Origin of the sequence: Pandoraea sp. LA3, from assembly GCF_022696215.1 — a bacterium.
Classification (GTDB): domain Bacteria; phylum Pseudomonadota; class Gammaproteobacteria; order Burkholderiales; family Burkholderiaceae; genus Pandoraea; species Pandoraea capi.
Genome location: NZ_PTPY01000020.1, coordinates 95,810 through 115,886 on the forward strand (window position 1 = coordinate 95,810; position 20,077 = coordinate 115,886).

Consider the following 20,077-nt stretch of genomic DNA (forward strand, 5'->3'; position numbering starts at 1 on the left):
TCATTGCTCGATGCCGGTGGCCGTGATCAGCGCCGGGTAGTGCCGCAGACCCAGGCGCTCGGCCAAATCATCGCCGGACACGGGCGCAAGCGGTACGCCGGGCACCAGGGCGCGCAGCCGCACCAGACTCTGCACGGTCTCGACGTTGACCACCAGACCGACCGCGCCGCGCTCGCGCAATGAGGCTGCATGGCGGCGCAACCAGGCCTGGGAAGCCTCGTCGTCGCCCACAACCACGAAGGGACGCAGGCCCGGGGCCTCGATCGCTCGCCGCGCGACGGTGCCGGGCGTGAGCTTGGCGCTGCGCATCGGCAGCATCGCGGCCTCATCCGCCGGCGTGGCCGGGATCTGAGTCGCCGGGATGGGCGATCGGGCCGGAGTGTTGGCGCGCGGCTGGAGGCTCAGGGCTTCGTAGTACGGCAGCGCCGACGTGCCGCCACGGTCTTCGACCACGATCAGCGGCTCGCCGGCACGCGAGGCCAGCGGCAGACCCGCCAGCAGCACGAGCAGGCCTTTCGCCGCGAGATGGGCCAGATGGGATTTCGTCATGGGGAGGTCTCCTGGCGCGCGGCGAGGACCGCGGCGGTTGAGCGCGTGCCCTGCACGCGCGCGAGGTGGCGGGACACGCTGCGCCGATAGCGGGCGGCAGGCTCGCCACCCGCAGGACGGTGGTAGCGGCCGATCGCCACCAGCCAGTTTTCGCCGGTGGTGTGCTGCTCTCTCAGGATCTCGGCGGCGATGGCGAGATTGCGGTACGGGTCGAGCAAGTCGCACGCGCTGGCGTAGCGCTGCTGTTGGTAGCCGAGGTTGATCTGGCCCAGGCCCGCATCGATGCGCGTGTGCGGCGTGGAGCGCATCGCTTGCTGCAAACCGGCGCAGGCGTCGGCACGGGTCGCATAGCGGCGCGATTGGCCGGCGACGTTGAGGGACCACGGCCAAGGGACGATGCGTCCGTTGCGCCGGATGCCGCTCTCCTGCAAGGCCACGGCGTAGAGCACCGTCGAGGGAATGCCCGCGCGCTGGGCGGCAAGCTGGTAGGCCGGTGGCGGAACCTCCTGGGCCTGGGCGGCGCAGGCGCAGAGGCCGGCAGCGAGCACCAGTGCGCGCAACGGCGCCGTCAGGGTTGGCGTTGCCATTGGCCGTTCACTTCGCGCACGACGGCAGGCAAATCGCCGGGCAGGCCCAGCGACAGCCAGCGGCCACCGTCGTGGTTGAGCGTGATGCTGCCGCCGCGCACCCGTGTGGGGTCGATCTGTGCGCGCTTGGCCCAGTCGCGGATGCGCGCGTCGTCCTGGCGGCTGCCGACCATGTACAGGTCGAACTCGGTACCTGAGGATTGCAGGCGTTGCACGAGCTGTCCGCAGGCCGCGCAGCCGTCCTTGACGAACACCGCCGTGCGGCCGCTGCCGCGCACTGTGCCGACGCTGGGTTTGTCGTCAGGCAGGTTCACCCGTTGCATGCCGGGGTTCAGGCGCTGCCAGGCTTCGTCGTAGGCACGTTGATATGCAAGCAGCTTCTCGACGCGGCGCGCTTCGACTTGCACCTGCAGTTCTGCATAGCGCCGCCGTTCCTCGTCGTTGCGGGCCTCGATGCCCAGGGCGGACAGAGGGTCCAGGTTGGGCGAATAGATGCCCAGCGGCCCGTCCATCAACTCGCGGTAGCGCGCCCATTCCTGCGGTTGGAGGCCCCAGTCGCTTGCTACCTGGTCGTCCGGGGTTCGGGCGACCAGCGGACGCTCCTGGTTCTGCGCATTGCGGGCCGGGGCGGTGACCAGCTGCTGCGCCCAGGCGGGCAATTGGGCGGATGCCAGCAGGAGCGCGGAAAGGATGATCGACGGCTTCATGTGGTGTGCTCCGGTCAGGGAATCGCCACGCGACGGGTCTGGTCGCCGGCCTGGAACACGGCGGTGTTGCCCTCGACCGCCTGCAAACGCCACGGGCCGAGCGCGTCACCTGGCAGCAGTACCTGAAGCTGATCGGGCGTGAAATCCGCGCTGCTCGGCGCGACGGACACGCTGCGCTGGCCAGCGCGCAATTCGGCGCCGACGACGCGGAACGGCATCTGGGGCGGTTCGGGCTTGGCGGCGGCCTTGCTCGATGCGCGCGGCTGGAGGGGTGCTGCGGCGCGCGGAACAGGCGCAGTCGTCTGGCGCGCCTTGACCTGCTCGACCTCGGCGCGCAGCGCCTGAAGGTCGTCGGCAGCGGCATAGCCGCTCAGCGCTGTCTCAACCTGGGCAGCGCGTGCTTCCAGGACTTGACGGGTGTCTTTGAGGTCCGCCGCCGTTGCGGCGGTCGGACGCCGCTGGATGGCCTCGATGGCCTCGGCCAGGCCCGCGGCCTGCGCATCCAGGCGTTCCAGGCGGGAATCGAGCCGTTCCTGGTCGGCCTGGTCGTTCATGGTCTGGTAGCCCAAGGCTACGAAGACGCTGAGGCCGATCAGCCACAGCCACAGAAGGCTCTGCACCACCACCACGACGGCGGCCGGGCGCCGGGCAGACTGTGGGGCGCTCATGGCTGGCCTCCCGAAACCGAAGGCTCCAGCGGGAACGTTTGCACCGCCTTGGCGGCGGGTGGCTCGGATGCGGTTTCGACGGCCGCGCTGTCGGCGGGCCGTTCGAAGCAAATCTGCCGTGCGCGATCATCCGCGTGCAGTTCCCAGGCCGGGCCAGCCAGTGTAAGCAGCGCATCGCGCAAGGTCATGGGGCCGAGGTGCAGGTGCGCCGCCGGCAGCGGCAGCGCGTACAGCTCGATTACCGCGTGCGCCGTCTGGCACAGGCCGTAACCGCTACGCTTGAGCACATGCCGCAGCCCATCGCCGACGGTGGCGCGGGCATCTTCGGGCATGGACACGTCGATGGTCTGCAACAGCAGGTCGCGTTGCGCTGCTCTGGGTGCCAGCTCGACCAGCGTGTAGCGACCGTAGCGCACGACGGGGATGTACTCGGGCGCCTCGGGTTCGGGCGCGGCCGAGACTTCCTCGATGGCATTAGTTGCGGGCGGCGCAGTCGTCGTAGCGCAGCCGCCAGCCAGCACCGACCAGAGCAGGCCGAGGACTCCTGCCAGCAGGCGGCGTTCGGGATGGTGAAACCAAGGTGGAGAGGGGCACATAAGCTCGGCGTCCTGAAACATCGAGCCCTTACCATCGCCGCTAAGGCCCGGGGCAGCAGCAAACAATGCGAACCACGCTGCGTCCGATTTGCCGGCAGCGGTCTAGTCGAACAAGAGCGGCCTTGAGGGGGCCGTAACGGAAAGGCTCAGTCGCGGTCGGCGGATGGAGGCCGGCCGCTTGACTGCTACTATTTGTTAAAACACCAGTGGACGGGGGCGTAAATGAGGGTTTCTCGGGTCAGGTTGATCAATTTCGCCAATTTCTCGGATGTTGATGTCGAGACGGGGGAAAGTATCGTCATCGTGGGAGAGAACAAGGTTGGCAAGAGCAATTTCATTCGCGGACTGCAGTTGATCCTTGATCCGGGCTTGTCTGAACGCGATCGACAACTGGGGCTTGAACATTTCTGGGATGGACTTGGCGAAGACAAGGTTGGTGCGACCATTGAGGTCTCTGTGGATCTAACGGACTTCACAAACGATCCCCGGCTGATGGCTCACCTCAACGATTGCGTGATTGATCCTGGCCCACCCATGGTGGCCCGACTCACCTACCGCTTCCAGCCTAAGGCGGGCCTGGGGCGCGCCCCGGAATCGTTGAAGGACTATGAGTATGTGATCTTCGGTGGCGACGATCCCGACATGCGTATCGGCGGCGCACTTCGCCGGATGTTGCCAATAGATGTTCAGGTAGCCCTGCGCGACGCTGAGAAGGACCTTGCGAACTGGCGCAATTCGCCACTGAGGCCGCTCATTGAGGATCTTGCCGCGTCGTTGGATGATGACGCCCGTGAGGAGATTCAGAATCAGGTCGACCAAGCACAGCGAGAGCTGGCTGGACACGAGGAAGTGGTAGCGACAGCAGAACGGATCAGCGAACGGCTGATCGCAATCGCCGGGGGGCAACATGCTGTCCCGGTATCGCTCGGACTTGCACCTACACGAGTGGATGCATTGCTGCGTAGCCTTCGGCTGCTCATCGACAACGGTGTTCGCGGTGTCGGCGATGCCAGCCTAGGAACGGCGAATCTGATCTTCCTGGCCTTGAAGAGCCTCGAACTCGACCGTCTCGTCTCCGAAGGGGAGCGCGACCACACATTCTTCGTCGTTGAGGAGCCCGAAGCGCACCTGCATCCGCATGTCCAGCGTCTTGTCTATCGCTACTTTCTCGGCACAAGAGCGGAAGATGAGGACGAAGCCCCTCCGCTGACGACAATTCTCACTACTCACTCGCCGCATATCGCAAGCGTTACACCGATTAGGTCCATCGTTCTCCTACGTCATAACGCAACGGACGGGAAAACCGTCGCGGTTTCGACCGCGAAAGCACCTTTCACACAGAGGGATGAAGACGACCTCCAGCGCTACATCGACGTCACTCGCGGAGAAATATTCTTTTCCCGGGGAGTGATTCTGGTTGAAGGGGACGCCGAGCGCTTCATCATCCCCGCGTTCGCCGAGGCCCTCGGGATTCCTTTCGACATACTTGGAATCACTGTGTGCTCGGTCGGGGGGACGAACTTCACTCCTTATGTGAAGCTTTTGGGCCCTAAAGGGCTAAATATTCCGCATGTAATTTTGACAGATCGCGACCCGGCCAATGGCAAACCCCCACTAGCCCACAGGCGATTAATTAATCTCTTAAACGAGGTCGATGACGAATATGGTTACGATGACCTGGATATAGATGATGTGCTCAAATATGCCGCAGAGTTTGGATACTTCGTCAACGAGAGCACGCTGGAATCCGACCTATTTGCCGCCGGAATGACCGAGGCGATGAAGTCGGTAATCGAGCAGGAGTTGCCGCTGAGGCAAGTCACCCGGGACGCATTGCAAGAGTGGGTGGATGATCCGGATCAGGTCGATGAAGACCGGCTGCTGAAGTTGATTGAACGGATTGGCAAGGGGAGATTTGCACAGGCACTTGCGCCGTCGGTGTCTGAGGACGTTTGCCCGGCCTACATTCGCTCTGCGCTGGAGCATATCCGCGATGCGGTCGCGTAACGTCGGTACAGCCTACCTGGCGCAGGCTGCCGAGTTGGCTGGAAATCCAGGGCAGTTGGCAGCTTACAACTCTCAAGGACATTGTGTGGTACTCGCTGGTCCCGGGAGCGGTAAGACCAAGACACTCGTCCTAAAGCTCGCCCGCATCCTGGCCGAAGACGTCGAGGCCCCTCGTGGCGTTGCGTGCATCACTTATAGCCAGGAGTGCGCTCGCGAACTCGCTCGCCGAATTGAAAGCTTGGGACTTCAGCAGGCATCTAATCTTTTCATTGGTACGGTACATGGGTTCTGTCTGCGTCATCTCTTGATGCCGTATGGACGCCTGGCCGGCCTGCCCATATCTTTCCCACTTTCGGTGGCCACTCAACGAGTCAGTGATCGGTTGTTGAAGCAAACTGGAGATGCGCTTTTCGGCCAGAACCATCCGTACAAAGTTATTGACCTCGGGCGGCATCGCCGTTCCGTGCTCAATCGAAATAGCGTCGCTTGGCGTAGCGAGGAGGAACTCGCTGCCTGGGCCGAGGCCTACGAGGCCGCTCTACGCGACGAGGGGCTGATTGACTACGATGACATGGTTGTCTTCGGCCAACGTTTGATCGCCGAGCACGACTGGGTACTACCTCTGGTTCAGGCAAAATTCCCCGTGCTCGCGGTGGATGAGTACCAGGATTTAGGCGTGGCACTGCATCGCATCGTCAAACGCCTTGCCTTCGACGGTGGTGTCCGACTTTTCGCTGTCGGGGATGCGGATCAGTCGATATATGGATTTACGGGAGCTGATGGCGCGTTGCTCATGGAATTGGCGGCTCGCAGAGACATTGAGCCTGTCCAGCTTCAATTAAATTACCGTTCTGGTGCAGGGATCGTGACTGCGTCAGAGATGGCGCTTGGAGAAGCCCGAGGCTATCAAGCGAGCGATCCTGCGCGACAAACGACCATCGAATTTGTTCTGCGCCCGGGTGGTATGGCGGACCAGGCTGCGCACGCCGTCGCGCAGATCATTCCGGCGGCCTTAGCCTCCAAGCCGGGACGAACACTGGGCGATATCGCGATCCTATACAAAGACTATCGCGCAGGCGATATCGTGGCTGAAGCTGTGGCAACCGGCGGTCTCGATTACATCCGTGTGGATACCGCAGCGCCTTACCGCAAGGTTGCCCTAACAAGTTGGGTAGAAGATTGTGCGGCGTGGTGCGCGGGTGGCTGGCGTGTCGGACGCCCACAATTGCGTGGACTACTCGACCGCTATCGCGCATTTCATCGGGCGAGCTTGGACGATTCACAGGCCAAGCGCGAAGAGCAAGAGCTAACCGCCTTGCTATGGGATCTGCGCGCTGACCAGCAACCTGCGCGAGAGTTTGTTGCTTCGCTGCGCAACGGTGTAGTGGATCATCTGCTGACGGCTGAATTGGCGCTCGCTGATCAGAAGGAGCAACTGGATCGCATGACGGCAGCGCTCGCCGAAGGCGGTGCACTGGCTTCGCTAGACATCACGAGTTTGGGCGGTCGGGACGGTTCGCCCGATCACCTGAATCTGCTGACACTGCATTCCGCCAAGGGCTGTGAGTACGACGTCGTCATCATGGTTGGACTCGACCTCGGAAATCTGCCGTGGCGCAATGAAACTCCAGAGAAGTTGCGCGAAAGTCGCCGGCTCTTCTATGTGGGGCTCACACGTGCTCGCGACGAGGTCCACATGCTGTATTCGGGCTTCGTTGATGGCCGCTATGGCCCCATGCGCCTTGGGCGCTCGCCATTCCTTGATGAACTGGAGACGCGAATGCGCGCCGCTGGCATTTGAGTGTGAACCAGGGAACTGGAGTGCCGGTCGAGCAACGTCACAGTCGAGCTACATGTTTGCAGCCAAGCGATTGGCTGTGAAACGTTCGCGCGAGAGTCTGGCGGCGTTATTCATCGAGTCTAGGTTATCGATACACCATAGACCGTTGATGCAAAGAAAGCGCTCACTGAGCACTGCCTCAAGTAAGTTTGGAACGGTTGCGGTGAAGAATCCGGCCCCGTTAACCGCTGGGGCCGGATCTAGCTCAAGCATCGCGACCGGCAGGTCAGAAAGGCACGGGCCGAAGTGGCCGGCCGAAGGGAACTTTCCCCCAAACTCGGTGCGCAGACGCTCCTTTCCCATGCTCTTGGTGAGAGTGCTATATCGCTCCTGCCGCAACAACCAAAGAGACTTGATGCCCGCCTCGCGGTACCGCTCTTGGCGTTTACGGTAGTCACGGAGCGACTGATACGATCTTTGGATCTCGACAGCCAACCTAACCCCATTGCGCTCACCCCAGACATCAGCCTGCCAGCGACCTGCGTCACCCGAACCCGGCATTTCAACCGAGGCACGGCATCCAAGATCTTCAAGCACGCTGCGCACAAGTATCTTGGCCGCCAGGTGCCATTGGCTTTCTTCGGAAGTACTGCACGCACCTCCTAGATGCGCGAAGAAGGGGTACCCATTAGCACTAACCTTGGGAATCGCTGGAGCGTTGCAGCACGGCATCAGCAGATCACCGACGCAGTACGCCCGTTGCAACTCTTCCCACTGCGCCTGAGACAGATGCAGTGCGTTAGCTGCACCAGTACCATCTGCATATGCTGCTTCGATCACCATAGCCATAGCGCCTCCTTGAATCTCGGTATTGTCCAATCAGTTTAGCCTTCCCCGCGCTGGAACCGGGGCGGTGATCGAATCCTCCGAGCAGCAATTTCCTAGAAGAATGCCGGCACCCCCGAAAGAATGCCGGCAGACAGCAGATCAGGCTGTTACCAATTGCCGGGCCAATGCGACCTCGACGGAATCACCATCCTGGTTCAGGACATCGAGCCCCGATTCGGGTACATCGCCCGAAGTGGACTGCGAGACCATGATCTTCTTGGCCATCAGCTCCAGGCAGGTCATCTGCGAGGAACTGGCGTAGCCGAGGTAGATCACGCGCACGGACTCTTTCTGCCCAATGCGCCACGAGCGGCGGGCCGCCTGTTGAAGCGAGTACACGTTGTAGCCCGACTGCATGAACACGATCGTCGGAAACTCCAACAAGTCCAGTCCCGTCTTGACCAACTCGGGGTTGGTGATGAGCACGTCGATGCCACGGTCCAATTGCTCGGCGATCCAATCCTCGCGGCGGCTGGCATCCACGCTTGCGCGTAGCACCGCCACCTTGAAGCCTTCCTGCTCCAGCAGCACCTTCAGGCGCGACGTGGTGTCGCGCGTGCCGGTATAGACCGTGTAGGCCAGGACCTTGCGGCCCTGTGCCTTCTCCTCCTTGCAGATGTCGATCAACTCGCGCTCTTTCGGCGTCACCTCGAACTCGTTGAACTGAGCCGGGACAAACGCCAAGGTGTTGCGCGTGCGCGGGTGCACCACGGTCTCCGACCGGAAGCAGCAATCCGGCCAGGCCAGCAGCACGTTGAGCACCACGCCCAGCAGCGTCGTATCGCGTCGCGCCAGAGCCTGTTTCAACTCCGCGGTCAGCCGACCCGCCAGATCACGGTAGGCCGCGGCTTGTGCCGTGTCCATCGCGACTTCACGGAACTCCTCGTCATACGGCGGCAGGACGTTGCCACCGATGTCTCGAAGCTTGAGGAAGATCGTGAACGGCAGGATGCAGCGCAGCACGCCCTTGGGGCCGAAGCCCGGAGCCTTGACCGTTCTGACACTGACTTTCGTGCCTTTCGCGGTCTTGTGCGCCGTGCCGGTGCTCTCGGAATAAATGTCCTTCAGGACACCGTGATCGCGCATGAACGCCATCGCGGCCGAGGTCATGCTGCCGCTCGTGGTCGGGCGATAGCCGTCTTCGAGCATCCGCCCGGGAAGGGCTCGGAACAGCAGGTAGAACAGATCGTCGCCGTAGCCGCCCATCAACGTGCCGGTCAGCAGCAAGGTCTTGCGAGCCTTCGCCGCCAGCACGCCCATGGCCTGGCCCTGGGCGCTGCCGCCGTTCTTGTACTCGTGGGCCTCGTCGGCGATGAGCAGGTCGAACGTGCCTTGCGGCAGGTAGCGCTTGATGAACTCGGACGGTTGATAGCCGCCCTCGCCAAAGCCGAACTCCATGTTGGCCATCGCACGTTCCATGCGCGTGGCTTGACGGTCGGAAAACACCAGCTCGCCGTTGCCATCCATGAGGTTGATGAACTCGTGGATGTTGTCGCCCAGCATCGACGCCAGGAATCCGTCGCCGAACTTCTGCATCAGCTTCTGCGCGGTGACTTCCCCGATGGTCGGGATGCGCTTCAAGGCTTTCAGCACGGCCGAGGATTGGTCGCTGCCGGACAGGCTGCGCGGGCGGATCAGCGTCCACAGGGGCGCGGCGCAATGGCTGCACTTCCTGCGGTACTCCTCGGCTTCGAGCGCGACCGGGTTGACCGGCTCGCCGTCGAGGTCGGTGATGAGCGTGCCGCAGTCAGGGCACGCTGCCACGTCGCCATGGCGGGTGCGCCGCGTGGTGAAGACAGGCTTCCAGTGGAATCCCATCCGCATCCGCACGCGCCCCAGGACAAAGAACTCCTGGCCCGTGGGCTGCACACCCAACTGCTCGCGCAGCTTGATGAGCTTGACCAGCGTGTCCGGGCCGTTGAGCACCCAGACCTTGGCGCCTGCCACCGTCTCCTGGATCTCGCGCCGCCACTTGTAGACCAGGTGCGGTGGAGAAAGAACCAGGGTGCGGCGGTAGCCTTCGGCGTTGAGGACGGCGGCCGTGGCGATGCCGACGGTCGTCTTGCCGCAGCCCATTTCGCCATTGACGATCGCGGCGCGTTCGCCACGATCGACCAGCAGCTCGGCAGCGGCATGGACGACTTCCGCCTGGGCCTGGAACAACTTGCGCTTGAGGCTGGCGACGACGAGTTGGCGATGCGCCTGCGGCTGGCCGGTATAGACCGGCGGGTTGGCGCGGTTGAGCGAGTCGAGCAGTTCGTCGCCAAACTCACCGACGAAATCCTGAAGGCTCAGGGTCAGAGGGGAAGATTCCGCATCGAGCAGTTCGCCCTGTACGGGCGTTGCATCGTTGGTGGTGGTATCGAGATCGAGAGACATGGTGATGCTCCAAAGAAAATGGGGCATGCACCACCCCCAGCGGGGCGATGGCATGCCCCGTGGTGGGAGGAAAGGACGGCGCGCGGCCGTCGCGTTGAGGAAGATCAGTACTCGCTGGGCAGCAGCAGCGTGGTCACACTGCGATCCCATTCGGTAATGATCCAGAGCTGCAGGCTGGGTGCGACCTGGTATGAGGAAAAGAGGCGGTCCTCACCGGACTCCAGCGCGGCATCGTTTTGCCGCCTGTCGTAGTCGTCGAGATCGCCCCAGTCGCCGTTGAGATGGCGGTGCAGATACGGAATCGGGTTGAGCCGGCCCTGTTGGACCAGGTCATCGACGCCGATGGTCATGACCACCTGGCCGAGAGCGAAGCGCCGGCTCGGTGTCTGGCTGATGGGAAGTGCTTGGGCTGCCATGGAAGGCTCCTTGAGGATGGAGGGGCCACGGCACCCCGTCGGGGCGACTGGACCCCGGTGGGTGGAAGAAATCGACGGCGAACCGTCGGCGGTGGAGAAACGATCAGCGGATGGTCAACACCTCGCCCCGCGTGGCGGAGCCCGGCGTCATGTCCCACGCGCGGATGACAGGCACGAACTTGTCGGTGAGGATGCGGGTCTCGGCGATCGAGCCGTCTTCGCGTTCGGTGAATTCCCGCTGGAGCGTCTTGTCCTTGTGGGTGTCACCTTTGACGACGAGCAGGCGCCCGGTCTTGGAGCGCACAACGCCGGAAATCGCGCCCGCGGCCAGAGCCAGGGCGAGATGCCAGTGGGACAAAGCCCGCGCCGGAGGACGCAGCGACTGCTGCGCGGCCCCCAGGTGCGTGTCCAGCGACGGCCAGAGGCCATGCAACCGGCCAACTTCGTCGGCGAACTGCTCAGGCTCCATCGTCACGCGGAAGAAGTGCTCCGGCTCGGCCGGACTGGCGGGGATGACATACGGCAGGAACGGCCATTCACACGGCAGCTCCTCGGCTTCGGCATCGCCTTGCCCAACCTGCAGCAGCAGATTGCGCACGCCCTTGAGGCCATCGGGGGCCAGCTCTCGCTGGCGCACCCGCCGGCCGAAGATCACCACCTGCTTGAACTGCGTTTCCACCGCTCGGTAGATGCGCAGATCGGTGTAGTGGCGCGTTAGCCAGCCGACCAACTCCGCGTCGAGCACGTAGCCGGGCACGATGAAGACCAGCACGCCGCCGTACTGCAACAGCGACAGGCTGCGCTGGTAGAACAGCTTTTCGAGGCGGGCGCGGCCTTGGCCCTGATAGCCGATGTTGCCGTTGACGTCCTTCGCCAGGTCGCCATACGGGGGATTCAGCCAGAGCAGCCCGAAGGACTGCTTGGAGATCATCGTGTCCATCAGGTCCGCGTGCAGGCAATGATCGACCAGGCCGCGGGCATGGCGTGCCCGCTCCGCGTCGAACTCGACGGCGAACGCCTTGGCCTGCTCGCGCCCGAGGGCGTGGGCGGCTTCGGCGATCGCCACGCCTTCGCCGGCGCAGGGATCGAGGATGCACATCGGCCCGTCGCTGGGCATCAGTGCGTTGAGGGCTCTTTCGAGCGTGGGTTCGTCGGTCGGGAAGTACCCGTTCTTCACGAAATTGCGGGCAAGCCGCGGGAACATGAGAGCCATGGAAGTCTCCTGGTTGGCGGGGATAAATGGCGGAAGCACGCCGAGGCGTGCCTCCGAGCGTGGGTCAAGCCGCTACCGCTTTCGGCGTCCAAATCTTGGCCGGATAGGGATAGGCGGTGAGTACGTCACTGCGGATCAGGGAGCCCAGCGCCAGAGTCAGCGCCGGCACGTCGATGGCGAGCCGATGGCCTTCCAGCGGCCCGAGAGCGAACGGAAGGCGGGCCAGCATCTCGCGGGTTTGCAGCAGTTCCAGCACGGTCTCGCGCCAGTGGTCGAGTAGCGGCAACGGGCACGTGTCCCGCACCAGCGTCCACAGGCGGTCGAGCCGGTGGGCGCTGTCGCGTGGCAGCAATGCCAGCGCGCTGGCGTTGGCCTTGTCGGGCTTGACGCAGCGCCGGTCGAACAGCCACACGTTGGACAGCGAACCGAACAGCGTTCGCCGGTAGGCGCGGGTGATGCGCTTCTCCAGGCGATCGACGTTGCCGATGAACACCGGGACGCTGCCGCCCTGGTCGGTGATGACGTGAAACTGGTCCAGTCCCTGCTCGTCGCGCCCGAGGGTCAGGCGAGCGAGGAACTGCTGGACGGCGGTGTCCCGCGCCCAGATCGACAAGAAGATCAGGTTGCCCTGGTCATCGCCGACGCAGGCGTCGGCCATCACATCCGGGCATTCGTCGATGCGGTACAGCGTGGAAGAAGTGTTTGCGGGCATGGTGGTGTCCTCGGATAAGCGGGAACAGCACCGCCCGCTGGGGCAAGTACTGCCCCAGGGGGTGGAAGAAAATCGCTCAGTCCGGCTCGAACTGCCGGGTGTGCGGATTGAAGTGAAGTACCTCGTCCACCGCGGTGATCGGCGTGAAGCCGTCCAGGTAGATGTTGTTGAGGTACTGGTCGCGGTAGGTCAGTGCCTGCCGTGCCTGCTCCTCGGTGAGGCCGTTGTCGATGAAGTACCCCAGCATTTCCTCGTCGGAGGAAACTTCGTCGTTGGACAAACTGCCTTCAACGAGCTTCAGCAGCGAGGCGGGGAGCGCAGCCAGGATCGGGTCCATGTCGGTTCCTCCTGGCTCAGACCATCAGCGTCGCGGCGGGTGCCGTGACAGCCGTGGGTGTGCGCCGCCGTGCGTGGTAGGCGCGAACGCCTGCACGCCATTCGGCGGACTGCTCCGGTGCAAGGTCCAGATAGGACAGCGGGCACGAGTAGTAGTACGGGTGCATGGACTCGTCCAGCGGCTTGTAGCCCCACTGGTTGCCGCTGCGTTCCAGCAGATCGCAGCGGATGTAGCGCAGGGATTGGCCCGGTTCGAGATCACGATGCACGCCTTCGACCTTGGCCGTCACTTCCGCGACGGACCACAGGACATTGCCGCGCAGCGCGTGGGCGATGACCTTGACGCTGGCGCGCTCGGTCTCTTGCGGTGCGATCAGTTCCGCGATCAGTTCAGACCGCGATTGGGGAGAGAAATACCAGCCCATGAGAGGCCTCCTGAAGAAGTAGAGCCGGAGGCCTCCCCGTGGGGAAGAACCCCCAGCGGGTGATGGAATGCCGCATGTGCGGCGGTGGAACTCAGTGCGGACTAGGAACCGCAACCGGCCGGGCAGCAACCCAGCGTGATCCCATGCGAACAGCAGCCGTTGTCGGCGAGCCAGTCCTGGGTTTCCTGCCGCTCGGCAGGCGTTGCGTAGTCCCATTCCCGGGTCGCGATTTCCAGCGCCTGAACGCGCTGGTCATCCGGCAATCGATTGGCTTGCGTGTCGATCTCCGAGCTGAAGAGCGTCACGTAGTGGTCGTAAGACAGGCCGCAACCGCGCTGGGCGCGTTCGGCAGCCGCCTTGCAAAGAGCCCGCCACGCGGATTCATCCAGCGCGGAACGGGGGGTATCGCAGGCGATGGTGGACATGATGGAGACCTCCAGAGAAAAGCCAGGGCCTCCCCGCTTGGGGAGGGAACCCCGGCGGGCGGATGAAGCACGCCGCGGATGCGGCGTCTGCGATCACGCAGGTTGCAGTTCGGCCTGGCGGCTCCACTCCTGCGTCTTGAAGTCCAGCGCGTAACCCAGATCGCCCAGGCGGGCGATCTGTGCGCGCAGGGCGCGGCGGTCGATGGTCGAATCCAGCTTCACGGATTCGCCCAGCGGCCACAACAGGCCGAACAGCGCGGCGTCGCCATCCTCGGTGCTGCCGGGGGCAGCAGCCGCAGCAGGCGGCGCGTCCACGCCGAAGGGCGTGGTATCGACCAGCGGGTCCGCGGACGTTTGCACGGGTGCAGGTTTGGCTGACCTGGATGCCTTGGCGGGCTTGGCCGGCGTTGCCGCAGGCTGCGTCCCCAACTCTTCATCGAGAGGATCGACTTCCTGTGGGGCGAAGCTATGTGCTTCGGCCTTGCTCAGCTTGTCGATGCCGAAAAGTGTCATGCCGTCCAGGTTGGCGCGCATCTCGAAACGCATGCTGCCGTCGCTGATCGGATAACCTTTGAGGAAGATGTAGCGGAGGACGAATTCCCCTTGGTACTTGCCCTCGGGGTATTGCTCCAACTCGGCGTCTTTTATCGTGAACTTGCCGAGTTGGCATTCGAGCTTGCCAACGTTGAACTTTCCATTGCGGCCGTGAATGGTGCGCAGCGCGAGCTGGCCCGGGACGATGATGGGCGAGGCCGATTTCTCGGGTGCCGATGTGACTGCCATGATGCTTCTCCTTGAGGAATAGGAAAAAGGCAAGGCCCCCTGGGGGGCCATGCCGGATCAGAACGAAGCAGCCAATGCCGGCTCCTGCTCTTCGACTTCACCTGCGGGCTCGACAGGCTGGTCGGCAGCGGTGTCGGCGGCGTCCTCGGCTTCGGGCGCGGGTGCGTCCTCGGCCTGCGGCGCCTCGGCTTGCGCCTGGCTCGTCGGATAGACCTGGGTGCCGTCGATCTTGATCAGACCGATGTGGATCAGCGTCGATTCCAGGCTCGCTCCCGGCTCCCCGGTGCGCTCACCCTTGGTACGGATGTACGGATCGATCTTCATGTCGTTCAACTTAAAGGCGATCAGGACCTTGCGGTCCCCTTCGATGGCCTGAACGCACCGGCGAACCAGGTGCTCGGCTTCAGGGGTGGCGACGATGGTGTCGAAGTACCGATAGTCCGGTTCACCGACAGGCCCGGCCAGAGCCGCGATGCAGCACGACAGGAACGGATCGCCATCCTTGGGGGTGACGTCCTTCGGACGGCTGAGGTAGCCGATGCCGCGGGTGATCAGTTCGTGCTGCCTGATTGAAGCCAGTTCGGCCCGGTCAAGCGGCTCGGCCTTGAGCAGTCGCGCCTTGAGGGACGCGGCGGCTTCGCCCTTGCGCTCGCCCTTGTCGCGGATGTACGCATCGCCCCAGAGGTCGCCGAGGCGGAAGCGCACCAGCGGGCGCTGTTTGGGATCGTCAACGCCAATGTAGCGCTGGACGAGGTTCTTGGCCTCGGCACCCGAGACCTTGACATCGAAGTAGCGGTAGCTGGGGTCCCTGGCGGGGCCGACCAGCGCGGCAACGGTGCATGCCAGGAACGGCTGCGCACGGCGGCCGCCCCGGACAGGCACTTCACGGACACGCTGGATGTAGCCGATGCCCGAGGTGTGGAGGTCGAAATACGATTTCTCGTTGGACGTGGTGTTCATGGTGAATCTCCATAGGGAAGAAGCGGAGACACACCAGCCCCACGCATGCGGGGAAAGGTGCGTAACCCCGCGGTGGGTTGATAAGGCGAAAGCATCCGCCACCAGAGACTGGTGGCCGCTCGCGGATGGATGCGGTGCGAGCTGGGTCGGTCACGCAGTGGGAACTGCGCCGCAACCTCGAAGACCTATGGTTGCCTGGCATGTCGCTGACAACGTCAGCAGGCATGGGGCCAGCATGGCCGGGCCTCGCGCGCGCGGCAGCAATCAATCGGCATCCGGGCGTTTCCCTTTGTCCGCGCCGCCGGGCGCGCGCCACAGGCACTTGGGGCCGCGCAGGTGGGCGGGGTGTCGGCGCGCGGACGGCTGGGGCGGCTCCAGGTGCCGCCGCCGCGCGTACCGACCAGCCGCCAGCCGGCAGCGCGCAGGCTGGCACCGCCTTCCTCGGGCACGGTTAGGTGATCAGCCGCGTGTAGCCCAGGGCCTTGGCCGCCTTCCAGGCGGCTCCGTAGAGCTTGCTGCAGGCGTTCGGTGCGCCATCGGTGCAGAGCCTGGTGACTTCGAGGGTCCAGCCGTCGTCCAGGTGACGCGCGACCGGGCGACCGACGATGGCCACGCCGCAGATGCCGTCGCTGCCGGACAGCGTGACCGCCAGGGCGAACTTCGCCCCTTGAACCGGACGGTGGTGCCGATGGTGCTCCTGCACGAAGGCATTGGCGGTGCGCAGCGACACGAGCACCAGTTGCAGCCGTGGCGAGGCCAATGCCGTGCGCACAGCATCAATCGCCGCAGAAGCAGGCGAGCGGTTCCTCGGCGGCATCGAACAGGTCGCCCTGGTCGGCAGCGAAGCGCGCCAGGTCGGCGTAGCTGGGACCATCGGCGCGAAACCGAGCCCCGCTGGGCTTGCTCGCCAGGTTCAGGGATTCCATGCGAATCCACCACACAGCCGCTTCGGGCCGGGCCTTGATGAGGGCCAGGCGCTGCCCGCGCGGCTTCAGGAAACACAGATCGCAGTTGCCTTCGAGCGTGCGGCCATTCACCGTCAGCAGGTCGAGGTCGAACGGTTGCGCCTGCCAGAAGGTGCCCACGTCGCGCACGGTGACGCCGGCATCCGCCAGCGGCATGCACATGGTTTCGTGGGTCGATTCGGTGGAGTGGCCGCGTGCGCGAATCTTGGCGACGCGCCGTTGCTCGTCGGCCCTGATGCCGATCATCTGGTCCCAGTCCGTCCAGCCCAGATGCCGCAGGTGGCGGTGCATCGGGCGGATCTTCAGGCTGGTCGTGCAGCCGCGCGCAACGGGATTGGGCAGGTACTGGCGCTTGCGTATCAGCGCCTCGAACGGTTCGCCCTGACGGCTGGCTCGCTCGAAATCGACCAGCATGAAGCCCGGCTCCATGGGCATGTATTCCAGCCAGTGAATCGGGATCTGCCAGCGTTCGGCGCAGTCGCGCACGAAGCGCAAGGTCGCTTCCACTTCCTTGCCGGTGTTGGCGAAGCAGACCACGGTGTCAGCAGGCAGGCCGCCATTGGCCTGCAACACACGCCAGAGCATGTACGCGCTGGTGCGTCCCCCGGAGAAGCTGATGCAGGTGGGTTGGGTGATCTTGAACGGGTCGTGCATGCGGTCGTCTCCGTGGGCATGTCGGCGGCAGGCCGACGAGGCAGGCCATGGCGGCCGGAGACGAACGCGCACGCGCGGCGGTGGCCGCGGTACGAAGAAAAGAAAGCCCCCGGATGGGGGCTGCGAGGGCCGCGCGGTGGTTGTTGCGCTATGCCGGGGGGACCACCTCCAGCGACAGATGCGTGGCGGTGGCAGACAGCATTAGGTCGTCCGTGCCGTGCAGGATGCGTGCGAAGACGCCTTCCTTCGGATCGAAGAACTCGCCGAAGTCGTCGCCGCCCAGTTCGGCGCGTGCCAGTTCCCACCAGTCATCGAACGGATCGGTATCCGGGTTGCAGCCGACGGCATAGGCCAACAGCTTCACCCGACCATCCGGGCGGCGTTCCCCGCGCTCGGCGAGGAAGTACACGCCCTGATCCTTGGCGAGGATCACGCGGCCCTGGGTGGCGATCGCCTCGGCCAGCACGGGGCGCAGGTCGGAGCTTTTGAATCGCAGGGACATGATTGAAATCTCCTGTGTGGAATGGAAAAGAAAAGGCCCTCCACCCGGATGGATGGAAGGCCCATGGGGCTTGTGGCCGGCAGGCTTCGGCTTCAGCCGTGGTGCCGTCGGGCCTCCTGCCATGGAACGAAGCGCGCATCACCGCCAGTTGAGATCGGAAGCTGCAAGCTCTCGGTCTCTTCCGCCGAGAAGCACGTCGCCTGGTCGAACGGGACCCAGCCGAACTCGTTGGACCAGAAACCGGCGCTGTCACCGAGGGCCGACTCGTTGGGCGAGCACACCACCCAGCAGTCGCCGGCCTTGGACGTCATGCCGGCACTGCCCGGCGGCGGGCCGCCTTCGCGTCGATCACGCTCACGTCGATCAGGCGCCAGCGCCCGTCGTCGATGAGCCGTTCCAGCACTTCGCCGAGCATGTCGAAATACACCTCGTCGTGCCGATCGACCAGTTCGCCGTTGCGGTGCAGTTCCACCACGTAGGTGTCCCCGCCGCGGTCGTAGAGGATCGTCACCTGGCCCTCGAACTTCGCGGTCGAGACCGTGAAGCTGATCGCCGGAGGCGTTTCGATGATCTTGGACGGCTTGGGATCGACCCAGGTGAAGTCCCGGGCGCCCGCATCGACCAGCATGTGGGTGATCCGCCGGAACCCGTCAGGCGCCGGCATTTCCTCCATCTGCTCGATGAGTTGGCCCAGTTCCATGCACTGCGGCTGGGGGATGGGTAGCTTGGCCGGTGCGGAACCGAGGATGTGCCTCGTGATGGTGTAAGGCGTACCGTCCGAGGTTTTCTCGGTGATGACTTCCGGGGTGTCCGCGCGCAGGCCGTCGAAGCGGCGGCGGGCATACGGTTGGACATGCACCTTGGCACCTTCGCTCGGGACGGTGGTCACCAGCTTGGGGTCGAGCACCGCGAACTCGCTGGGCTTGAGCTTGACGACGATGGCATCGTCATTGGCCGCGACCACCTTGCCGTCGAAGGGCTGGGGATCAATGGCGAAGCCCAGCGCAGAGGACTGCGGCTGATCATCGAACACGCGGTACTTGAACGACCGCACATTGCGGGGCACATGGCCTGCGACAAGCGAAGGCATCAGGGTCTTGATGAGAGAGCGATCCATGGGAATCTCCTTGAGGAAGAACAAGGGATTCCCTGCCCACAAGGGAGAGGTCCCTTGTGGGTGGATGGACGCGGTACGTCCGTTGGAAGAAACGACCAGCACGGTTTCCCGCGCTTGCAGCCTCGAAGGTCTTGGCTGCCTGGGCATGTGTCGGCAGCGCCGACGAACATGGGGCAAGGATGGCTCTGGAGTGAGCGGCCCGCCCGCAGGAAACCGCACCGCGCCGCATCCGCTTTCCTTCGCTGCGTACAAGAGAAAGCCCCTCGGAAGGGGCTTGGGGGGCGTCAGGCTTCGTAAACGAAGTAGTGCTCGCGCTGACGCGGGAAGAAGACATGCTTCCATGTATCGCCGCTGGTGTTGCCACCGTCGAACACGACCATTTCGTAGTCGTCCACGTCGGTGTCCAACAGGTCGGCGCTGGCGATATGGCGCATGTGCAGCGTGCCACGCATGCGCTCGAATACCAGGATCTGGCCGATGGCGTCGTCCTGGCTCATGGCGTTGACGCAGGCTCCAAGCTGGTGCTCGAAGTCGAGTGCGGGCGGGATGAGGTCGGGGAACATGAGGGTGCTCCTGTGAAAATGAACCAGCCCGGCTCCGGGCAGGAGACGGGCTGGTATGGGGGAAAACAACGAGGAAGGATGGCGCGTCGCGCGGCTGCTAGGACTCGGCCAGCGGCAGGCCCGGTAGCGCAGGCGCGTCGGCGTCGAGGATCAGGATGCGCACGTCGGCCCGGCCAGCCAGTTCAAGGATGTTCGCCAGATCGTCCGGCATGCCCTTGTTCCGGTGATCCTGCCGAAGCTGATCGGCGGTGATGCCCTCGGCGTGCTCCAGGTTCTGGTCCGTCCAGGGCGTGGAGATCAGCTTGATGCCGATCGCCGGGCTGTACGGAACCCGGAACGCGATGAACAGGAAAGCCTCCGGCGTGGCGAGGTCTGCCAAGTTGGCGAGGTAGTGCCAGGTATCGACGGTGATGTGCTCACGACTGATTTCCCAGGCCCGGCTGAAATACCCGGTCTCGAAACTCAGGCGCTGCACGACTTCTCGCGCGGCCTCGGCCGAATAGGTGTCACCGACGTGGACCGGACGGCCGTCGAAGTCGTCGCCATGGATGGCATAGACCACGGCGCCGATCACGCCTTGGCCGCTGACGCCTTCACCGGCATCGCATTCGGCCATCACCTCGGCACTCACGGGGTCAGGACCATTGCTGACCACGGCGAAATCGCTGGTGACGATGCAGGACGATGAAACCAGCTCCTCGTCGGAGAGGTGTTCTTGGCTCGCGTGAATGTTTCGCCAGACATGCGGGCTTCCGTCCTCGTAGCTGATGCACAGTGTGCGGACGATTTTCAGATGCCAGTAGCCGCGGAGAAAGGGATTGGGTTTCTGGGACATGGGAACTCTC

Annotated in this window: 23 protein-coding genes and 1 pseudogene; 2 read left to right on the plus strand and 22 right to left on the minus strand. The window is 64.0% G+C overall.

The window, feature by feature from the left end; all coding sequences use genetic code 11:
* From C5N93_RS03865 to C5N93_RS03885, 5 genes are read right to left on the minus strand one after another with little or no spacing between them, the layout of a single operon-like run.
* Positions 1–549 (minus strand): integrating conjugative element protein, encoded by a 549-nt coding sequence (locus tag C5N93_RS03865; RefSeq protein WP_242558337.1) that lies wholly within the window; start codon positions 547–549, stop codon positions 1–3.
* Positions 546–1,136, minus strand: a complete 591-nt coding sequence (locus tag C5N93_RS03870) for a transglycosylase SLT domain-containing protein (protein WP_242558338.1) — start codon at positions 1,134–1,136, stop codon at positions 546–548. The genes C5N93_RS03865 and C5N93_RS03870 overlap by 4 nt, the downstream gene beginning before the upstream one ends.
* Complete coding sequence (locus C5N93_RS03875; RefSeq protein WP_242558339.1) at positions 1,118–1,843, minus strand: TIGR03759 family integrating conjugative element protein; 726 nt, start codon at positions 1,841–1,843, stop codon at positions 1,118–1,120. Before C5N93_RS03875 ends, C5N93_RS03870 begins: the two co-directional genes overlap by 19 nt.
* A 14-nt stretch (positions 1,844–1,857) precedes the next feature.
* Positions 1,858–2,511: a hypothetical protein gene (locus tag C5N93_RS03880; protein ID WP_242558340.1), complete on the minus strand. Its 654-nt coding sequence runs from the start codon at positions 2,509–2,511 to the stop codon at positions 1,858–1,860.
* Positions 2,508–3,107 carry a PilL N-terminal domain-containing protein gene (locus tag C5N93_RS03885; protein ID WP_242558396.1) on the minus strand — a complete coding sequence of 200 codons (600 nt, stop codon included), beginning with the start codon at positions 3,105–3,107 and terminating at the stop codon, positions 2,508–2,510. The genes C5N93_RS03880 and C5N93_RS03885 overlap by 4 nt, the downstream gene beginning before the upstream one ends.
* Positions 3,108–3,329: 222 nt before the next feature.
* On the opposite strand from C5N93_RS03885, the gene C5N93_RS03890 reads away from it, so the two are divergent.
* Both C5N93_RS03890 and C5N93_RS03895 read left to right on the plus strand, forming a co-directional pair.
* Positions 3,330–5,114: an AAA family ATPase gene (locus C5N93_RS03890; RefSeq protein WP_029044443.1), complete on the plus strand. Its 1,785-nt coding sequence runs from the start codon at positions 3,330–3,332 to the stop codon at positions 5,112–5,114.
* Complete coding sequence (locus C5N93_RS03895; RefSeq protein WP_081651628.1) at positions 5,101–6,915, plus strand: ATP-dependent helicase; 1,815 nt, start codon at positions 5,101–5,103, stop codon at positions 6,913–6,915. The genes C5N93_RS03890 and C5N93_RS03895 overlap by 14 nt, the downstream gene beginning before the upstream one ends.
* A gap of 48 nt (positions 6,916–6,963) precedes the next feature.
* Here C5N93_RS03895 and C5N93_RS03900 read toward each other — a convergent pair whose 3' ends face one another.
* From C5N93_RS03900 to C5N93_RS03980, 17 genes and pseudogenes are all read right to left on the minus strand, one after another.
* Positions 6,964–7,743: a competence protein CoiA family protein gene (locus tag C5N93_RS03900; RefSeq protein ID WP_231401734.1), complete on the minus strand. Its 780-nt coding sequence runs from the start codon at positions 7,741–7,743 to the stop codon at positions 6,964–6,966.
* A 138-nt stretch (positions 7,744–7,881) separates the two neighbouring features.
* Positions 7,882–10,161 (minus strand): helicase-related protein, encoded by a 2,280-nt coding sequence (locus C5N93_RS03905; protein ID WP_242558341.1) that lies wholly within the window; start codon positions 10,159–10,161, stop codon positions 7,882–7,884.
* Between the two features lie 104 nt (positions 10,162–10,265).
* Positions 10,266–10,577, minus strand: a complete 312-nt coding sequence (locus C5N93_RS03910) for a hypothetical protein (RefSeq protein WP_020207194.1) — start codon at positions 10,575–10,577, stop codon at positions 10,266–10,268.
* Between the two features lie 103 nt (positions 10,578–10,680).
* Positions 10,681–11,814: a DUF6094 domain-containing protein gene (locus C5N93_RS03915; RefSeq protein ID WP_301232051.1), complete on the minus strand. Its 1,134-nt coding sequence runs from the start codon at positions 11,812–11,814 to the stop codon at positions 10,681–10,683.
* A 40-nt stretch (positions 11,815–11,854) separates the two neighbouring features.
* Positions 11,855–12,502 carry a hypothetical protein gene (locus tag C5N93_RS03920; protein ID WP_242558343.1) on the minus strand — a complete coding sequence of 216 codons (648 nt, stop codon included), beginning with the start codon at positions 12,500–12,502 and terminating at the stop codon, positions 11,855–11,857.
* Positions 12,503–12,578: 76 nt separating this feature from the next.
* Positions 12,579–12,839, minus strand: coding sequence for a hypothetical protein (locus tag C5N93_RS03925; protein ID WP_020207200.1), 261 nt, complete (start codon positions 12,837–12,839; stop codon positions 12,579–12,581).
* 16 nt (positions 12,840–12,855) lie between these two features.
* Positions 12,856–13,263, minus strand: a complete 408-nt coding sequence (locus C5N93_RS03930) for a hypothetical protein (protein ID WP_242558344.1) — start codon at positions 13,261–13,263, stop codon at positions 12,856–12,858.
* A gap of 101 nt (positions 13,264–13,364) precedes the next feature.
* Positions 13,365–13,688 (minus strand): hypothetical protein, encoded by a 324-nt coding sequence (locus C5N93_RS03935; RefSeq protein ID WP_020207160.1) that lies wholly within the window; start codon positions 13,686–13,688, stop codon positions 13,365–13,367.
* A 93-nt stretch (positions 13,689–13,781) separates the two neighbouring features.
* Positions 13,782–14,471 carry a DUF3275 family protein gene (locus C5N93_RS03940; RefSeq protein ID WP_242558345.1) on the minus strand — a complete coding sequence of 230 codons (690 nt, stop codon included), beginning with the start codon at positions 14,469–14,471 and terminating at the stop codon, positions 13,782–13,784.
* 57 nt (positions 14,472–14,528) lie between these two features.
* Positions 14,529–15,431 (minus strand): DUF3577 domain-containing protein, encoded by a 903-nt coding sequence (locus C5N93_RS03945; RefSeq protein ID WP_242558346.1) that lies wholly within the window; start codon positions 15,429–15,431, stop codon positions 14,529–14,531.
* 264 nt (positions 15,432–15,695) lie between these two features.
* Positions 15,696–16,176 (minus strand): annotated as a pseudogene (locus C5N93_RS03950) (XF1762 family protein).
* A 31-nt stretch (positions 16,177–16,207) separates the two neighbouring features.
* Complete coding sequence (locus C5N93_RS03955; protein WP_242558347.1) at positions 16,208–17,050, minus strand: phosphoadenosine phosphosulfate reductase family protein; 843 nt, start codon at positions 17,048–17,050, stop codon at positions 16,208–16,210.
* Positions 17,051–17,198: 148 nt separating this feature from the next.
* Positions 17,199–17,552 (minus strand): DUF3085 domain-containing protein, encoded by a 354-nt coding sequence (locus C5N93_RS03960; protein ID WP_242558348.1) that lies wholly within the window; start codon positions 17,550–17,552, stop codon positions 17,199–17,201.
* Between the two features lie 92 nt (positions 17,553–17,644).
* Positions 17,645–17,863: a hypothetical protein gene (locus tag C5N93_RS03965; RefSeq protein ID WP_242558349.1), complete on the minus strand. Its 219-nt coding sequence runs from the start codon at positions 17,861–17,863 to the stop codon at positions 17,645–17,647.
* Positions 17,860–18,669 (minus strand): GTPase, encoded by an 810-nt coding sequence (locus C5N93_RS03970; RefSeq protein ID WP_242558350.1) that lies wholly within the window; start codon positions 18,667–18,669, stop codon positions 17,860–17,862. Before C5N93_RS03970 ends, C5N93_RS03965 begins: the two co-directional genes overlap by 4 nt.
* 284 nt (positions 18,670–18,953) lie before the next feature.
* Entirely contained in the window at positions 18,954–19,232 is a 279-nt protein-coding gene (locus C5N93_RS03975; RefSeq protein WP_242558351.1) for a uridylate kinase, read from the minus strand.
* Positions 19,233–19,329: 97 nt separating this feature from the next.
* On the minus strand, positions 19,330–20,067 hold the full coding sequence (locus C5N93_RS03980) for an ABC transporter substrate-binding protein (RefSeq protein ID WP_242558352.1): 738 nt from the start codon (positions 20,065–20,067) through the stop codon (positions 19,330–19,332).
* Positions 20,068–20,077: the final 10 nt, after the last annotated feature.

Bases quoted from the DNA above. Each gene is read 5' to 3' on its own strand.
- C5N93_RS03865 (WP_242558337.1), bottom strand. From the start codon at position 549: ATGACGAAATCCCATCTGGCCCATCTCGCGGCGAAAGGCCTGCTCGTG.
- C5N93_RS03870 (WP_242558338.1), bottom strand. From the start codon at position 1,136: ATGGCAACGCCAACCCTGACGGCGCCGTTGCGCGCACTGGTGCTCGCT.
- C5N93_RS03875 (WP_242558339.1), bottom strand. From the start codon at position 1,843: ATGAAGCCGTCGATCATCCTTTCCGCGCTCCTGCTGGCATCCGCCCAA.
- C5N93_RS03880 (WP_242558340.1), bottom strand. From the start codon at position 2,511: ATGAGCGCCCCACAGTCTGCCCGGCGCCCGGCCGCCGTCGTGGTGGTG.
- C5N93_RS03885 (WP_242558396.1), bottom strand. From the start codon at position 3,107: ATGTGCCCCTCTCCACCTTGGTTTCACCATCCCGAACGCCGCCTGCTG.
- C5N93_RS03890 (WP_029044443.1), top strand. From the start codon at position 3,330: ATGAGGGTTTCTCGGGTCAGGTTGATCAATTTCGCCAATTTCTCGGAT.
- C5N93_RS03895 (WP_081651628.1), top strand. From the start codon at position 5,101: ATGCGGTCGCGTAACGTCGGTACAGCCTACCTGGCGCAGGCTGCCGAG.
- C5N93_RS03900 (WP_231401734.1), bottom strand. From the start codon at position 7,743: ATGGCTATGGTGATCGAAGCAGCATATGCAGATGGTACTGGTGCAGCT.
- C5N93_RS03905 (WP_242558341.1), bottom strand. From the start codon at position 10,161: ATGTCTCTCGATCTCGATACCACCACCAACGATGCAACGCCCGTACAG.
- C5N93_RS03910 (WP_020207194.1), bottom strand. From the start codon at position 10,577: ATGGCAGCCCAAGCACTTCCCATCAGCCAGACACCGAGCCGGCGCTTC.
- C5N93_RS03920 (WP_242558343.1), bottom strand. From the start codon at position 12,502: ATGCCCGCAAACACTTCTTCCACGCTGTACCGCATCGACGAATGCCCG.
- C5N93_RS03925 (WP_020207200.1), bottom strand. From the start codon at position 12,839: ATGGACCCGATCCTGGCTGCGCTCCCCGCCTCGCTGCTGAAGCTCGTT.
- C5N93_RS03930 (WP_242558344.1), bottom strand. From the start codon at position 13,263: ATGGGCTGGTATTTCTCTCCCCAATCGCGGTCTGAACTGATCGCGGAA.
- C5N93_RS03935 (WP_020207160.1), bottom strand. From the start codon at position 13,688: ATGTCCACCATCGCCTGCGATACCCCCCGTTCCGCGCTGGATGAATCC.
- C5N93_RS03940 (WP_242558345.1), bottom strand. From the start codon at position 14,471: ATGGCAGTCACATCGGCACCCGAGAAATCGGCCTCGCCCATCATCGTC.
- C5N93_RS03945 (WP_242558346.1), bottom strand. From the start codon at position 15,431: ATGAACACCACGTCCAACGAGAAATCGTATTTCGACCTCCACACCTCG.
- C5N93_RS03955 (WP_242558347.1), bottom strand. From the start codon at position 17,050: ATGCACGACCCGTTCAAGATCACCCAACCCACCTGCATCAGCTTCTCC.
- C5N93_RS03960 (WP_242558348.1), bottom strand. From the start codon at position 17,552: ATGTCCCTGCGATTCAAAAGCTCCGACCTGCGCCCCGTGCTGGCCGAG.
- C5N93_RS03965 (WP_242558349.1), bottom strand. From the start codon at position 17,863: ATGACGTCCAAGGCCGGCGACTGCTGGGTGGTGTGCTCGCCCAACGAG.
- C5N93_RS03970 (WP_242558350.1), bottom strand. From the start codon at position 18,669: ATGGATCGCTCTCTCATCAAGACCCTGATGCCTTCGCTTGTCGCAGGC.
- C5N93_RS03975 (WP_242558351.1), bottom strand. From the start codon at position 19,232: ATGTTCCCCGACCTCATCCCGCCCGCACTCGACTTCGAGCACCAGCTT.
- C5N93_RS03980 (WP_242558352.1), bottom strand. From the start codon at position 20,067: ATGTCCCAGAAACCCAATCCCTTTCTCCGCGGCTACTGGCATCTGAAA.